The 13567-nt window shown below is 68.9% G+C and carries 14 protein-coding genes; 11 read left to right on the top strand and 3 right to left on the bottom strand.

All coding sequences use genetic code 11. The annotated features are described in order from the left end of the window. The first annotated feature begins 20 nt into the window (after window positions 1-20). Together pabB and CSW62_RS20235 are read left to right on the top strand one after the other, a co-directional pair. Window positions 21-1346: an aminodeoxychorismate synthase, component I gene (gene pabB / locus CSW62_RS20240; RefSeq protein WP_099580946.1), complete on the top strand. Its 1326-nt coding sequence runs from the start codon at window positions 21-23 to the stop codon at window positions 1344-1346. Then, a complete protein-coding gene (locus CSW62_RS20235) occupies window positions 1343-2092 on the top strand; it encodes an aminotransferase class IV (protein ID WP_099580944.1) in 750 nt (249 codons plus the stop codon). The genes pabB and CSW62_RS20235 overlap by 4 nt, the downstream gene beginning before the upstream one ends. Here the strand turns inward: CSW62_RS20235 and CSW62_RS20230 are convergent. The 3 genes from CSW62_RS20230 to CSW62_RS20220 form a co-directional block, all read right to left on the bottom strand. Next, window positions 2079-2675 carry a TadE/TadG family type IV pilus assembly protein gene (locus tag CSW62_RS20230; protein ID WP_099580942.1) on the bottom strand — a complete coding sequence of 199 codons (597 nt, stop codon included), beginning with the start codon at window positions 2673-2675 and terminating at the stop codon, window positions 2079-2081. The two genes, CSW62_RS20235 and CSW62_RS20230, sit on opposite strands and share 14 nt — an antisense overlap. Continuing rightward, window positions 2672-3229, bottom strand: coding sequence for a TadE/TadG family type IV pilus assembly protein (locus tag CSW62_RS20225; protein WP_099580940.1), 558 nt, complete (start codon window positions 3227-3229; stop codon window positions 2672-2674). The genes CSW62_RS20230 and CSW62_RS20225 overlap by 4 nt, the downstream gene beginning before the upstream one ends. Window positions 3230-3320: 91 nt before the next feature. Further along, window positions 3321-3752: a pilus assembly protein N-terminal domain-containing protein gene (locus tag CSW62_RS20220; protein WP_099580938.1), complete on the bottom strand. Its 432-nt coding sequence runs from the start codon at window positions 3750-3752 to the stop codon at window positions 3321-3323. A gap of 317 nt (window positions 3753-4069) precedes the next feature. Here CSW62_RS20220 and CSW62_RS20215 point away from each other — a divergent pair, with 317 nt between their 5' ends. From CSW62_RS20215 to CSW62_RS20175, 9 genes are all read left to right on the top strand, one after another. After that, complete coding sequence (locus CSW62_RS20215; protein WP_099580936.1) at window positions 4070-4249, top strand: Flp family type IVb pilin; 180 nt, start codon at window positions 4070-4072, stop codon at window positions 4247-4249. 162 nt (window positions 4250-4411) lie between these two features. Continuing rightward, window positions 4412-4924 carry a prepilin peptidase gene (locus tag CSW62_RS20210; protein ID WP_099580934.1) on the top strand — a complete coding sequence of 171 codons (513 nt, stop codon included), beginning with the start codon at window positions 4412-4414 and terminating at the stop codon, window positions 4922-4924. Between the two features lie 205 nt (window positions 4925-5129). Then, window positions 5130-6020 (top strand): Flp pilus assembly protein CpaB, encoded by an 891-nt coding sequence (cpaB, locus tag CSW62_RS20205; protein WP_099580932.1) that lies wholly within the window; start codon window positions 5130-5132, stop codon window positions 6018-6020. Between the two features lie 20 nt (window positions 6021-6040). Continuing rightward, window positions 6041-7705 carry a type II and III secretion system protein family protein gene (locus CSW62_RS20200; RefSeq protein ID WP_099580930.1) on the top strand — a complete coding sequence of 555 codons (1665 nt, stop codon included), beginning with the start codon at window positions 6041-6043 and terminating at the stop codon, window positions 7703-7705. 9 nt (window positions 7706-7714) lie between these two features. Next, window positions 7715-8395 (top strand): CpaD family pilus assembly lipoprotein, encoded by a 681-nt coding sequence (locus CSW62_RS20195; protein ID WP_099580928.1) that lies wholly within the window; start codon window positions 7715-7717, stop codon window positions 8393-8395. After that, window positions 8395-9978 carry a CpaE family protein gene (locus CSW62_RS20190; RefSeq protein WP_099580926.1) on the top strand — a complete coding sequence of 528 codons (1584 nt, stop codon included), beginning with the start codon at window positions 8395-8397 and terminating at the stop codon, window positions 9976-9978. The genes CSW62_RS20195 and CSW62_RS20190 overlap by 1 nt, the downstream gene beginning before the upstream one ends. Then, the gene (locus CSW62_RS20185; RefSeq protein WP_099580923.1) at window positions 9979-11499 is read left to right on the top strand and encodes a CpaF family protein; all 1521 of its coding nucleotides are present in this window, start codon (window positions 9979-9981) and stop codon (window positions 11497-11499) included. 3 nt (window positions 11500-11502) lie between these two features. Further along, window positions 11503-12480 (top strand): type II secretion system F family protein, encoded by a 978-nt coding sequence (locus CSW62_RS20180; RefSeq protein WP_099580921.1) that lies wholly within the window; start codon window positions 11503-11505, stop codon window positions 12478-12480. Window positions 12481-12492: 12 nt separating this feature from the next. Then, window positions 12493-13485 carry a type II secretion system F family protein gene (locus CSW62_RS20175; protein WP_099580919.1) on the top strand — a complete coding sequence of 331 codons (993 nt, stop codon included), beginning with the start codon at window positions 12493-12495 and terminating at the stop codon, window positions 13483-13485. Window positions 13486-13567: the final 82 nt, after the last annotated feature.

Here is a 13567-nt window from a genome sequence, read left to right as displayed (position 1 = left end):
GGCGCCGCTAAACCGCCTCCATGCGCCGCGTCGCCCTCATCACCGCCCCCTGGCGCGAGCCGGTGTGGGCGCTGGCCCCGTTCCGGGATGAGCCATACGCCTGTGCGCTGATCACGGGCGGAGCGGGGCGGTGGTCGTATCTGCTGCGCCAGCCCGACGCGACCTTCGAGCTTACCGCCAAAGACGCCGCCGACCCGTTCGCGGCGCTCGCCGACCTGACCGGTCCCCGCCAGCCGAGCGACCCTGACGGCCCGCCGTTCCAGGGCGGCGTCGTCGGCCTGGCGTCCTACGAACTGGGCGACCGCGTTGAGCGCCTGGGCCTTTCCCGCTCCGCCTGGCCGGACCTGAGCTGCGCCCGCTATCCGGCCCTGCTGGCCTTCGATCATCACGCCCGGCAGGTCGTCGCCGTCGGCCGGGGCGAGACGGACGCCGAGGCGCGCGCCCGCGCCCGTGAGGCCCTGGCCTGGCTGGACGCGTCGGCCGATCGTCCGCCGTTCGAAGGGCCGCTGTGCCCCGACCTCACCGCCTCCGACGGCGACGCCTATGAGGCCGCTGTGGCCGAGGTGGTTTCGCGCGTGCTCTCCGGCGAGATCTTCCAGGCCAATATCGCCCGCGCCTGGACCGGACTGCTCGCCGCCGGCGCCGATCCGTTCGACCTGTTCACGCGGCTGCGGAGCCAGAGCCCGGCTCCGTTCTCGGCCTATCTGCGCCAGCCGGGCCGGGCGCTGGTCTCCAACTCGCCGGAGCGCTTTCTGAAGGTCGGGGCGGACGGCGCGATCCTGACCCAGCCGATCAAGGGCACACGTCCGCGTGGCCGCGACGCCGCCCAAGACAAGGCCCTGGTCGCCGAGCTGCTGGCCAGCGACAAGGACCGGGCCGAGAACCTGATGATCGTCGACCTGATGCGCAACGACCTGGCCCGGGTCAGCCCGCCAGGCAGCGTCCGCGCGCCGGAGCTGTTCAAGGTCGAAAGCTTCGCCAACGTGCACCATCTGGTCTCGACGGTGACCGGCCAGCTGGCCGGCGGACGCACGGTCGCCGACCTGCTGCGCGCCAGCTTCCCGCCGGGCTCGATCACCGGGGCGCCCAAGGTCCAGGCGATGAAGGTCATCGCCGGCCTGGAGCCGCCGCGCGGACCCTATTGCGGGAGCCTGTTCTGGGCCGGCTTCGACGGGGCGTTCGACTCCAGCGTGCTGATCCGTACGGTCGGCCTGGTCGAGGACGGCGGAGGCTGGACCCTGGAGGCGCGCGCGGGGGCGGGGATCGTCGCCGACAGCGACCCGCGCGGCGAGCGCCTGGAGACCGAGGCCAAGATCGCCGCGTTGAAGAGGGCCCTGACGGAATGATCCCCCAAAACGCCCTGCCTCTAGATGATCGCGGTCTGCTGCTGGGCGATGGCCTGTTCGAGACAATGCTGGCTCTTAACGGCGCGCTGCTGCATCCGGCCGCCCATCTCGACCGCATGGCCGCCGGCTGCGCCGTGCTGGGCCTGCCGTTCGACCGCGACGAGGCTGAGCGGTGTGTTCGCGAGGCGGCTCCGGCCGCTGGCCGGTTCGCCGTGCGGCTGACCCTGACCGCCGGTTCTGGCGGCCGGGGGCTGGATCGCCCGGCCGCGCCGCTGCCGCGCCTGTTCGCCGCGGCCGCGCCCTCGACGCCGCCCGCTGCGCCGGCCAGCGCCATCGTCGCCGCCACGCGCCGCAACGAGGGCTCGCCCGCCTCGCGCCTGAAGACCTTGAGCTATCTCGACAATGTCCTGGCCCGGGCCGAGGCCAAGGCCGCCGGCGCCGACGAGGCGGTGATGCTGAACAATCGCGGCGAGATCGCCTGCGCCGGGGCGGCCAACCTGTTCTGGATAGAAGACGGGCGTCTGTTCACCCCGCGCCTGGACTGCGGCGTGCTGGCCGGGATCACCCGGGCGCGTGTGATGGCGCTGGAGGCTGTGGAGGAGGTCGCCGTCGGGATCGAGGCGCTGGACCGGGCCGAGGCGGTTTTCCTGACCAACAGCCTGATCGGCGTGCGCCCGCTCTCGCGGCTGGGTGACCGTGTCTTCGCGCCCAACCTGCAGGTCGAGCGGTTCGCTACAGTGTGCTGACCCAGGAGACCGAGTCGGTTCGGCGCGGACGCAGATAGTAGCTGCGCTTGAAGGTCATGGTGGTGGGCATGACCAGCTTGATCGGCGAGGTGTAGTCGTAGCTGGCGCGCGCGACGATGACGCTCTGGCTGGCCGGCAGCACGCCGACGTCGATATTGGTGACGATGGCGTTCTTGGCCGGGCAATTGGTCATGCCGACGCCGGCCGGATTGGTCTGGACCCAGTCGACCGTGTCCTTGCCGGTCGCGTCGGAGATGACGCTGTAGACGCACATCTTAAGCGAGGCCGTCGGGTAGGGGGCCATGATCAGGTTCCCGATGTTGAAGATGTCGGTCATCTTCAACGGACCGGTCTGGGTGCCCTGGGCCACCAGGTCGCCGATCTGCGAGGTGATGTTCGACAGCCGGCGCTGGGCCATCATCGCCTGGGTCGTTTCGGCGAAGCCGCAGTACATCAGGACCAGCACCGGGGCGATCAGTGCGAACTCGATGGCCGAGACGCCGCGGCGGTCGCGCCAGAAGGACTTCAGGGAGAAGCTCCCCAGGGAGACCGTCTTCCGGAAACGGGGCGGACGCCGGGTCATGGTTCGTACGGCTCGTTGGTGAAGGCGGTGGCGGCGTAGATGATCCGCCTGCCGTTGGCGTTCTGCAGGCCGGTCTGCAGCAGCGGCGTGACCAGCGGCCAGGTGTAGTAGGCGCGGATCAGGACGATCGAGCCGGAGGTTCCGGGATTCCACTGCATGGTGGTGGGCACCGTGGCGGTGGCCAGGCCCGAGGTGCTGCTGGTGGAGTAATCGGCGTAGGTGCGCACGTCGAGCTGCAGGGCGCTGGCGCAGCTGGTCGAGCCGATCGCGCCGATCTTGTTGCACACGGCGGTCTTGAAGGTGGCCGCCGTGCCGCCGGTGGTCTGGAGCTCGCCGGTGCGGATGGTGCGGCCCACGTCGATGATGGCGTTCTCGAGCAGCAATGAGACCAGGAACACCAGTCCCAGCTCGATCATCGCGAAGATGAGCATCAGGAACGGCATGAAGACCAGGGCGAACTCGACCGCCGTGGCTCCTTGCTCGGCGCGCGTGAAGCGGCTGGCGAAGCGGGCCAGCCGGCGTCGGGCGCGAGCGAGGATGTGGTGGTGGGCCATGCGGCGCGCGGACCTCGAAACAATCGTCCGCCACCCTAGCCGAACGATCCTACCAACTGGTTAGAGCGCGCGCCCGCGTACGTGAGGGGGCTTACGGCGTGCCCGAGGTCGGGCCCGAGGCGCTAGCGCCGCCGACACGCGTGCAGCGGGCCGCGCCGCAGGCGTAGTTGTTGGCCGCTGCGCCGCGATAGACCGTCACGCCGCCGTCGCCGATCTCCGAGACGACCACATGGCGGCTGGTCAGGGTCGCGCCGCCGGCTCCGAAAGCCATCACGGTGGTGACGCCCGGGCGCTTGCCCATCACGACCAGGGTGCGCTCGTTGACGATGCTGACATCGGCGATGGTGGGATCGGCGATCACCACGTCACGCACCACCCCGCCCACGCTCATGGAGGTGGCTTCACCCGCCGCCAGCGACAGGTCGGCCGAGGTCGCCTTCACTGGCAGGAGGCCCGTCTGGGCGCTGGCGACCCCGCCCGCGAGGGTCAGGACGGCGGCGATGGCGAGGGATAGGCGGCGCATGAGGTTTCCGATCTGGGATCCGAACGTCCCTCAACATCGGTCAGTTTGGTCAACAAAAGACTAAAGCCGGGCCGTCCGCGTCCAAGCGTCGCTTGAGAAAGTCATTGATTCAGAAGGGTTTGATCGCGTTTGCCGCGTCCATGGTTAAGAGCAGATAACGGTAAATACAAATAAACCAAAAGAAAATCTCTGAAAACTATTCGGTGTTTACTGGCCATTAAGTGAGGTGGGCCAAATTGATCGTGTTTTCGGGGGTTAGCAAGTCGAGCCGGCTTGAAGCCTCAAATCAACCAGCTCTGACTTTAGGAGATCTACTCATGACCAAGTTTGTCACTCGCTTTCTGAAGGATGAATCGGGCGCCACGGCCATCGAATACGGCCTGATCGCTGCCCTGATCGCCGTCGTGATCATCTCGGGCGTCAGCGTCCTCGGCACCAACCTGAACTCGAAGTTCAAGAGCGTGGCCGACAAGGTCTCGGCCGCCGGCGGCACCTGATCCTTAGCTACACACTCGAAAAGAAGAGGGTCGAGGCGCAAGCCTCGGCCCTTTTCTTTGTTTGGAAGGTCGGGTTCGCGGGAAACGATTGCTTCATCCGTCCGTCCCAGAATGAACCGTACGGAAGGGGTCCCCCACGGGGATTCGAGAAGGCGCCAGAGCATGCAAGCTATCCAGATCCCGCTGCTGCTGATCTTTCCGGTCCTGGCCATTATCGGCGGCCTGAAGGACCTGATCAGCTACACGATCCCCAACTGGATCTCGCTGGCCCTGATCGCGGCCTTCGTTCCGGCCGCCCTGGTCAGCGGCGCGCCCCTGGCCCAGATCGGCCTTTGCCTGGCCGTGGGCCTCGGCGCTCTCGTCCTCGGAATGGGTATGTTCGCCGCCGGCTGGATCGGCGGGGGCGACGGCAAGCTGTTCGCCGTCTGCGCCTTGTGGATGGGCTGGCCCGGAGCCTTCATGTTCCTGGTCTATACCGGCCTGGCGGGCGGGGTCCTGACCCTGGCCATCCTGACCCTGCGCTCGGGCTATCTGGTCCCGGCCGTGGCCGGCGGGCCCGCCTGGCTGCGCAAGCTGGCGGCCAAGGACGGCGACCTGCCGTATGGCGTCGCCATCGCCGCCGGCGCCCTGTGGGCGTTTCCGCATGGCGCCCTGGCCGCCGCCGCCCTCACCTGAGACTCGTTCGGGTTGAGCCGCGCCGCGCGCTGACTCATCCCGCGACACCCTGCCACGCGCAGTCCCTACCGAACGGTGAAAACTTTTAGCAGCCGTTAACCATGCGCGGGTGAGCATGGAGCGTGGCCAGAAAGGCTGACTGACGAATCGTGCGTGCTCGCCGGACCGGCGGCCGTGCGGCTCACCCTAGAGTTCCAGCCCGCGCATGAGCCCCGTTCGCCTCCTGATCGTCCTGATCGCCGCCGTCTCGGCCATTGGCCTGGCCGTGGTCCTGCAGCGCGCGCTGGGCGGCAAGCCGGTCGTTCCGGCCGCCGTGGCCGCGCCCGCCGCGCCGGGCAAGCCGATGACCCAGGTCCTGGTGGCCAAGCGCGACCTGCCGATCGGCACGCGCCTGGTGGCCGCCGACGTCGCCTGGCAGGCCTGGCCTTCGGACTCCATCAGCCCCGCCTTCATCACCAACGGCGCCGCTCCGACCGCGCCGAACGGCAAGGTCGAGGCCGCCAAGGCCGCCGTCAGCGGCGCCGCCGACCAGATGATCGGCGGCGACCCCGCCAAGATCGTCGAGGGCGCGATCGTTCGCGACCCGATCCTGGCCAGCGAACCGATCACCAACCGCAAGATCGTGCGGGGCGGCGAGGGCGGTTACCTGTCCGTCGTCCTGACCCCCGGCAAGCGCGCCATGGCCGTGCCGGTCACGTCCGAGACCGCGGCCGGCGGCTTCGTCCTGCCCGGCGACCGCGTCGACGTGCTGGTGACCCACGATGGCCCCGCCGCCGCTCCGGGCGACAGTGGCGCCGGCACTCGCGTCGTCGTGGCCGAGACGGTCCTGCAGAACATCCGCGTCCTGGCCCTCGACCAGTCCACGTCCGCCGACAAGGACGCCAAGTCGATCGTCGCGGCCACCGCCACCCTGGAGGTCGGCCCGGCCGAGGCCGAGGCCCTGACCCGCGCCAAGGCCGGCGGTCCGGTGACCCTGGCCCTGCGCGCCTATACCGATCTCGGCGGCCCCTCGGGCGTCGTCGGCAGGACGGCCGTGGACTCCACCGTCCGCATCAATCGGGGCGGCCAGACCTCCAACGTCTCGGTGCGCCCGTGAGCCGCCCGGTGAAAGCAGAAATGTCCCTGAAGCGTCGTATCGCGACGGTCCACCTGGCCGTCCTGCTGGGCCTGTCCTCGACCGCGCCGGCCTTCGCCGACGGTCCGATCGGCGGCTCGCACGTCTATCGCCCCGCCGCGCGCGTCTCGCGTCCGGCTCCGCTGCCGCCGCCGGTCATGCCGCTGGCCCCCGCGCCGGCCGGCGAGCAGGTGACCCGCATCGTCCTGACCGCCGATCAGAGCGCCGCGACGGTCGAACTGGCCCGGGGCAAGTCGGCGGTCATCGAGCTGCCCAGCGACGTCCGCGACCTGCTGGTCACCAACCCGATCGTGGCCGACGCCGTCCTGCGCGACAAGCGCCGCATCTATGTGGTCGGCCTGACCGAGGGCGTCACCGACGCGGCCTTCTTCGACGCCGCCGGCCGCCGGATCGTGTCGCTGAACATCCGCGTCAGCCAGCCGGTCGAGCAGCTTTCCGCCACCCTGGCGCGGGTCCTGCCCGACGCCCGGATCCAGGTGCAGCCGATCCGCGACAGCGTCATCCTGACCGGCACCGTGCGCAACGCCGCGGAGTCCGACGCGGTCACGCGCATCGCCACCCAGTTCGCCGGCAAGCCGGAAAACGTCCTGAACATGCTGACCATCGCTGGCAAGGACCAGGTGATGCTGCAGGTTCGCATCATCGAGGTGCAGCGCAACGTCATCAAGCAGCTGGGCTTCGACCTCAACGCGATCATGGGCCAGCTGGGCCAGGACCAGTTCTCGTTCGGCATCACGCCGACCTATGGCGTCAACGGCAGCCTGCTGGGCGGCGTCACCGGCGGCTACAGCCGCGACACCACCAAGGCGCCGGTGATCTCGCGCGACGTGAAGGTGCCGCTGACCAGCTGTTCGAACGGGGTCTGCACGACCTCCGAAACGCTGAAGGCCTACGACTTCGTCGACCCCAAGGATCCGCTGTCGACGATCCGGAACGTCGCTGGCAGCACCGGCCTGAACCAGGCCAAGAGCATGGTCCAGGCGTTCGAGCGTGTGGGCCTGGTGCGCACCCTGGCCGAGCCGAACCTGACGGCCGTGTCCGGCGAGGCCGGCCACTTCCTGGTCGGCGGCGAATTCCCGGTCCCGACCGGCAGCGACCAGACCGGCCGGATCGCCATTGAGTTCAAGCCGTATGGCGTGGGCCTGGGCTACACCCCGGTGGTGCTGTCGGGCGGCCGCATCTCGCTGAAGATCTCGACCGAGGTCTCCGAGCTGTCCAGCCTGGGCGCGTTCTCGCTGAGCAGCGGAAGTTCCGCGGCCCTGGTCGTTCCCGGCTTGTCGGTGCGCCGCGCCGAGACGACCGTCGAGATCCCGTCGGGCGGCTCGCTGATGATCGCCGGCCTGCTGCAGCAGACGACCAAGCAGACGATCGACTCGATCCCGGGCATGACCTCGATGCCGATCCTGGGCACGCTGTTCCGGTCGCGCGACTTCCAGAACGGCCAGACCGAGCTGGTGATCATCGTCACCCCGTACATCGTCGACCCGACCCGTCCGCAGAACCTGCAGACGCCGGCCGACGGCCTGGAGTTCGCCAACGACATGAGCACGGTCCTGCTGGGTCGTCTCAACAAGGTGGTCAAGGCGCCGGTCGGCGCGAACGCGGGGCGCGCGTACCAGGGCCCCGTCGGCTATGTGATCGAGTAGGACGCAGCCATGACGCTTAACCTCTCCGTCAAATCCGTCCTGATGGTCCTGGCCCTGTCCGGCCTGGCCGCCTGCGCCTCGACGCCGCCCGACCAGGGCCCGTCGAAGACCGCCGCCACAGATACCCAGCAGTGGATGGACCGCATCAAGGTCACCTCCGCGCCGGACGAGATCGTGCTGGCTCCCCACGCCACGGGCCTGTCGTCCAATCAGTCCGCCGCGCTGGAAGCCCTGATGGGCCGCTGGCTGCAGGCCGAGGCGCGCGAGCTGGTGGTGACCTCGCCCAACACCGCCGGCGCCATGGCGACCCAGATCCGCGACCGCCTGGTCACCCTCGGCGCGCCGGGCTCGCGCGTGCGGGTCGTCGGTTTCAACCCGACCGGTCCCGACGACGACACCATCCGCGTCGGCTTCCTGCGCTACGAGGCCGAGAAGCTGAAGTGCGGCCAGCATTGGGAAAACCTGGCCGCCACCCGCAACAACCAGCCGTATGACAACTTCGGTTGCGCCCTGGCCGCCAACCTGGCCGCCCAGGTCGCCAATCCCGAGGACCTGATCCGCCCGCGCGACACCACGCCGATCGACAACGGCCGTCGCGAGACCGTGCTCGGGCTCTATCGCAAGGGCGATGTGACGAGCTCCAAGAAGGACGAGCAGGCCAGCGGCTCGATCTCGAAGGCGATCCCGTAATGCGGCCGTCCGACAACGATCCCTTCGACCTGGGCTTTGACGCCGCGGACGAGTTCACCACCGGGGCGTCCGATCCCTGGCGCGCGTCCGCGCCGCCGTCGCTGAACCCGACGGTGGGTGGTTTCGACGACCCGTTCGCCGACTTCCCGCCGGCCCGCCCCGAGCCCGCGCAGCCGCGTGCGCCCCAGGCCACGCGTCCGACCCCGCAGGCCCAGCCGCAAGCGCAACGCGCCGCCCCGCCGCCTCAGCAACAGCCGCGCCCGTCCGCGCCGCCGCGCGCGCCGCAACCGGCCGTCGCCGCCTTTGAAGACGACGACCTCGGCATCGCCGAGATCGCGCCGCCGGCCGCGCCGGTCTATCACGAGCCGATCTCGGACGGCGGCCTGGGTGACGCGACGATTCCGCGGATCACCATCCACGCCTTCTGCGCCCGGCCGGAAACGGCGGCCATGGTCGAGCACGCCGCCGCCGACCGTCGGATGGCCCGGACCTCGACCATCGTCCGCGACGGCGGGCTGGAAGCGGCCGTCGACTACTACCAGAACCAGCCGACCCCCTCGCTGGTCATGGTCGAGGCGATCGACGGCGCCCAGCGCCTGCTGCACCTGCTCGACAGCCTGGCCCAGGTCTGCGACCCGGGCACCAAGGTGGTCGTGCTGGGCCAGACCAACGACATCGCCCTCTATCGCGAGCTGATGCGCCGCGGGGTCAGCGAGTACCTGACCCAGCCGCTCTCGCCGCTGCAGATGATCCGCGCCGTCGGCGGCCTCTACGCCGATCCATCTGCGCCGTTCATCGGCCGCCAGATCGCCTTCGTCGGCGCCAAGGGCGGCGTGGGCGCCTCGACGCTCTCGCACAACTTCGCCTGGGCCATGGCCGAGAAGATGCAGACGGCCACGGTGCTGGTCGACCTGGACCTGGCCTTCGGCACCGCCGGCCTCGACTTCAACCAGGATCCGCTGCAAGGCGTCCTGGACGCCCTGACCCAGCCCGATCGCCTGGACCCGGTGCTGATGGACCGCATGATGGTCCGCTGCGGCGATCGCCTGAGCCTGTTTGCCGCCCCGGCCACGCTGGACGACGACTACGACATCGGCGCCGACGCCTATGAGGAGGCGACCCAGAAGATTCGCGGCGCCGCGCCCTTCGTGGTGCTGGATATCCCGCACACCTGGAACGCCGCCACGCGCCGGGTGCTGGTCGGTTCGGACGATCTGGTCGTGGTGGCGACGCCGGACCTGGCGTCCCTGCGCAACGCCAAGAACATCATCGACCTGGTCAGGGGCTCGCGTCCCAACGACGCGCCGCCGCGCCTGGTTCTGAACCAGGTCGGCGTGCCCGGTCGTCCCGAGATCCCCGTGAAGGACTTCGGCGAGGCCCTGGGCATCCAGCCCTCGCTGGTGCTGCCGTTCGATCCCAAGCCCTACGGCCAAGCGGCCAACAACGGCCAGATGCTGGCCGAGGTGGCGCCCAAGTCGAAGGCCGCCGAGGGCCTGGAGCACCTGGCCCGCCTGATCAGCCGCCGCGAGCCGCCGCCCTCGCAGAAGTCTTCCATGCTCTCGGGCCTGTTCAAGAAGAAGTAGATGTTCGGCAAGCGTGATCGGTCATCCCCCGCCGAACAGAAGGCACCGCCCCCCGCTCCGACAGGCGGCGCGGCCATCGCCACGCGTCCGCAGCGGGTCGAGCCCGCCGCCGCTCCGACCGCGCCTCCGCCCAAGGTCGTCAGCCCCGCCAAAGCCGGCCCCGCCCCCAAGGCGACGCCAGGCCTGGACCAGCTGCGCGCCGCGCAAGGGGTCGCCGCCGCCCAGACGACCAACATCGTCCGTGAGCAGAGCGACTACTACCACGCCACCAAGACCGTTATCTTCAACGCTCTGCTGAACACCATCGACCTGAGCCAGCTGGCCCAGCTCGACCAGAAGCAGGCCGCCGAGGAGATCCGCGACATCGTCGCCGAGCTGGTGGCGATCAAGAACGTCTCGATGTCGGTGGCCGAGCAGGAGACGCTGGTCCAGGACATCATCAACGACGTCCTCGGCTACGGTCCGCTGGAGCCCCTGCTGGCCCGCGACGACATCGCCGACATCATGGTCAACGGCGCCCACCGCGTGTTCATCGAAGTGGGCGGCAAGGTCCAGCTGACCAATGTCCGCTTCCGCGACAACATGCAGTTGATGAACATCTGCCAGCGGATCGTCAGCCAGGTCGGCCGCCGCGTCGACGAAAGCTCGCCGATCTGCGACGCCCGTCTGCCCGACGGCAGCCGCGTCAACGTCATCGCGCCCCCCTTGGCTCTAGATGGTCCGACCCTGACCATCCGGAAGTTCAAGAAGGACAAGCTGACCATGAAGAACCTGGTGGAGTACGCCTCCATCAGCCCGGAAGGGGCGCGGGTTCTGGGCGTCATCGGCGCCTGTCGCTGCAACATCGTCATCTCGGGCGGTACGGGTTCGGGCAAGACCACCCTGCTCAACACCATGACCGCCTTCATCGACCCCACCGAACGGGTCGTGACCTGCGAGGACGCCGCCGAACTGCAGCTGCAGCAGCCGCACGTGGTGCGCCTGGAAACCCGTCCGCCGAACCTGGAAGGCTCCGGCTCGGTGACCATGCGGGACCTGGTCAAGAACTGCCTGCGGATGCGTCCCGAACGCATCATCGTCGGCGAAGTCCGCGGCCCGGAGGCGTTCGACCTGCTTCAGGCCATGAACACCGGCCACGACGGCTCGATGGGCACGCTGCACGCCAACAGCCCGCGCGAAGCCATCAGCCGTATCGAAAGCATGATCACCATGGGCGGCTACGGCCTGCCCTCGAAGACCATCAAGGAGATGATCGTCGGCTCGGTCGACGTCATCGTCCAGGCGGCGCGCTTGCGCGATGGTAGTCGCCGCATCACCCACATCACCGAGGTGGTCGGCCTGGAAGGCGACGTGATCGTCACCCAGGACCTGTTCGTCTACGAGATCACCGGCGAGGACGAGCACGGCAAGGTCGTGGGCAAGCACCGCTCGACCGGTATCGCCCGCCCGCGCTTCTGGGACCGCGCCCGCTATTACGGCCTGGAGCGCGAGCTGGCCGAAGCCCTCGACGCGGCGGAGTAGACGATGCTGTTCGTGATCGCCGGCATCCTGGGCTTCATCACCATCGCGGGCCTGGGCTTCGCCTTCGCCGGCGGGGACAGCGGCCAGGCCAAGGCCGCCAAGCGCGCCCAGATGATCGCCGGGGGCGGCGAGCGCCAGGTCGCCGTGCGCGCCAAGGCCGCCGCCAACACCCCCGACGCCCGCCGACAGAACATCCTCAAGGCGCTCAAGGAGCAGGAGCGCAAGCAGAAGAAGGCCACGCTGAGCATCAGCGCGCGGATGCTGGCCGCCGGCCTGGGCGAGAACGTCAAGATGTTCTGGATCGTCAGCGGCGCGCTGGCCTTGATCGTCGCCCTGGTGCTGCTGGTGCTGAGCCAGAATCCGCTGATCGCGCTGGGGGGCGGTTTCGCCGCCGGCCTGGGCCTGCCGCGTTGGGTCCTGGGCTTCCTGGCCAAGAGCCGCACCAAGAAGTTCACCGAGGCCTTCTCGGACGCCATCGACATCATCGTGCGCGGCATCAAGTCGGGCCTGCCGGTCCACGACTGCCTGAAGATCATCGGCAAGGAGAGCCCCGAGCCCCTGGGCGGCGAGTTCCGCACCCTGACCGAGAACATCGCCATGGGCGTGCCGGTCGAAGCGGCGCTGGAGAAGATGTACGAGCGCATGCCGACCAGCGAGCTGCGCTTCTTCGCGATCGTGCTGGGCATCCAGGCCAAGACCGGCGGCAACCTGGCCGAGGCGCTGGGCAACCTCTCCACCGTCCTGCGCGCGCGCAAGCTGATGAAGGAGAAGATCAAGGCGCTGTCGGCCGAAGCGGTCGCCTCGGCCTCGATCATCGGGTGCCTGCCGCCCGGCGTCGTCACCCTGATCAGCGTCACCTCGCCGTCCTACATGAAGCCGATGTTCACCGATCCGCGCGGGCACCTGATGCTTCTGGCCGGCGCGGTGTGGATGACCTTGGGCATCGTGGTGATGCGCAAGATGATCAACTTCAAGTTTTAGGGGCGCGCCGCCATGGGCATTGTCGCCACCCTCACCAATCCCTCCAACATCCTGACGGCGTTCATCGCCCTGGTGACGTTCGCCACGATCATCACCCTGGCCTCGCCGGCGCTGCGCGACAACAACCTCGAGGGCCGCCTGAAGTCGGTGGCCAACCGCCGCGAGGAACTGCGGCGTCGCGCGCGCCAGAACATCGCCCAGCGCGGCGGAGCGACCAGCGGCGCCAGCACCCTGCGTCACCAGGACGAGGGCCTCTACAAGAACGTCGTCGAGCGGCTGCAGCTGTCACGGCTGCTGGAAGATCCCAAGGTTGTCGAAAACCTGGCCCAGGCCGGCTTCCGAGGCCCGCGCCCGGTCAGCACCTTCTACTTCTTCCGCTTCGTGGCGCCGTTCGTCTTCGCCGCCGTGGTGGGTTTGTACCTCAACGTCGTCAACGACTTCGGCCTCCTGCCGATCCAGAAGCTGTGCGCCTGCATGGCCGCCCTGGTGCTCGGCTACTACGCGCCCAATGTCTACATCTCCAACATCGCCCAGAAGCGCCGCGAGTCGATCGTGGCGGCCTTCCCGGACTCGCTGGACCTGCTGCTGATCTGCGTGGAAAGCGGCATGTCGATCGAGGCCGCCATCCAGAAGGTCGGGGCCGAGGTCGGCTCCAGCTCGATGGAGCTGGCCGAGGAAATGTCGCTGCTCACCGCCGAGCTGTCGTACTTGCCCGACCGCCGCCTGGCCTATGAGAACTTCGCCCGCCGCACCAACCATCCGGGCATCAAGTCCGTGGCCACCGCCATGATCCAGGCCGAGCGCTACGGCACGCCCCTGGGCGCGGCCCTGCGGGTCATGGCCAAGGAAAACCGCGACCTGCGCCTCTCGGCCGCCGAGAAGAAGGCCGCGGCCCTGCCGGCCCAGCTGACCGTGCCGATGATCCTGTTCTTCCTGCCGGTGCTGTTCGTCATGATCCTGGGCCCGGCGGTCATGCGGGTGCAGGACATCGTCGGCAAGCACTGAGGCTTCCCAGCCTCGCGTGCTCAACCCACGCATGATTGGCGCGCGGCTTGCGCGCACCCGGCCGTTCAGTATCGGTTTGGGA

The organism is Caulobacter sp. FWC2, from assembly GCF_002742625.1.
In the GTDB taxonomy this organism is placed as follows: Bacteria; Pseudomonadota; Alphaproteobacteria; order Caulobacterales; family Caulobacteraceae; genus Caulobacter.
The sequence above is the reverse complement of the archived record's forward strand: the minus strand, read 5'-3'. Positions and strand labels throughout refer to the sequence as shown.

Bases quoted from the DNA above. Each gene is read 5' to 3' on its own strand.
- pabB (WP_099580946.1), top strand. From the start codon at position 21: ATGCGCCGCGTCGCCCTCATCACCGCCCCCTGGCGCGAGCCGGTGTGG.
- CSW62_RS20235 (WP_099580944.1), top strand. From the start codon at position 1,343: ATGATCCCCCAAAACGCCCTGCCTCTAGATGATCGCGGTCTGCTGCTG.
- CSW62_RS20230 (WP_099580942.1), bottom strand. From the start codon at position 2,675: ATGACCCGGCGTCCGCCCCGTTTCCGGAAGACGGTCTCCCTGGGGAGC.
- CSW62_RS20225 (WP_099580940.1), bottom strand. From the start codon at position 3,229: ATGGCCCACCACCACATCCTCGCTCGCGCCCGACGCCGGCTGGCCCGC.
- CSW62_RS20220 (WP_099580938.1), bottom strand. From the start codon at position 3,752: ATGCGCCGCCTATCCCTCGCCATCGCCGCCGTCCTGACCCTCGCGGGC.
- CSW62_RS20215 (WP_099580936.1), top strand. From the start codon at position 4,070: ATGACCAAGTTTGTCACTCGCTTTCTGAAGGATGAATCGGGCGCCACG.
- CSW62_RS20210 (WP_099580934.1), top strand. From the start codon at position 4,412: ATGCAAGCTATCCAGATCCCGCTGCTGCTGATCTTTCCGGTCCTGGCC.
- cpaB (WP_099580932.1), top strand. From the start codon at position 5,130: ATGAGCCCCGTTCGCCTCCTGATCGTCCTGATCGCCGCCGTCTCGGCC.
- CSW62_RS20200 (WP_099580930.1), top strand. From the start codon at position 6,041: ATGTCCCTGAAGCGTCGTATCGCGACGGTCCACCTGGCCGTCCTGCTG.
- CSW62_RS20195 (WP_099580928.1), top strand. From the start codon at position 7,715: ATGACGCTTAACCTCTCCGTCAAATCCGTCCTGATGGTCCTGGCCCTG.
- CSW62_RS20190 (WP_099580926.1), top strand. From the start codon at position 8,395: ATGCGGCCGTCCGACAACGATCCCTTCGACCTGGGCTTTGACGCCGCG.
- CSW62_RS20185 (WP_099580923.1), top strand. From the start codon at position 9,979: ATGTTCGGCAAGCGTGATCGGTCATCCCCCGCCGAACAGAAGGCACCG.
- CSW62_RS20180 (WP_099580921.1), top strand. From the start codon at position 11,503: ATGCTGTTCGTGATCGCCGGCATCCTGGGCTTCATCACCATCGCGGGC.
- CSW62_RS20175 (WP_099580919.1), top strand. From the start codon at position 12,493: ATGGGCATTGTCGCCACCCTCACCAATCCCTCCAACATCCTGACGGCG.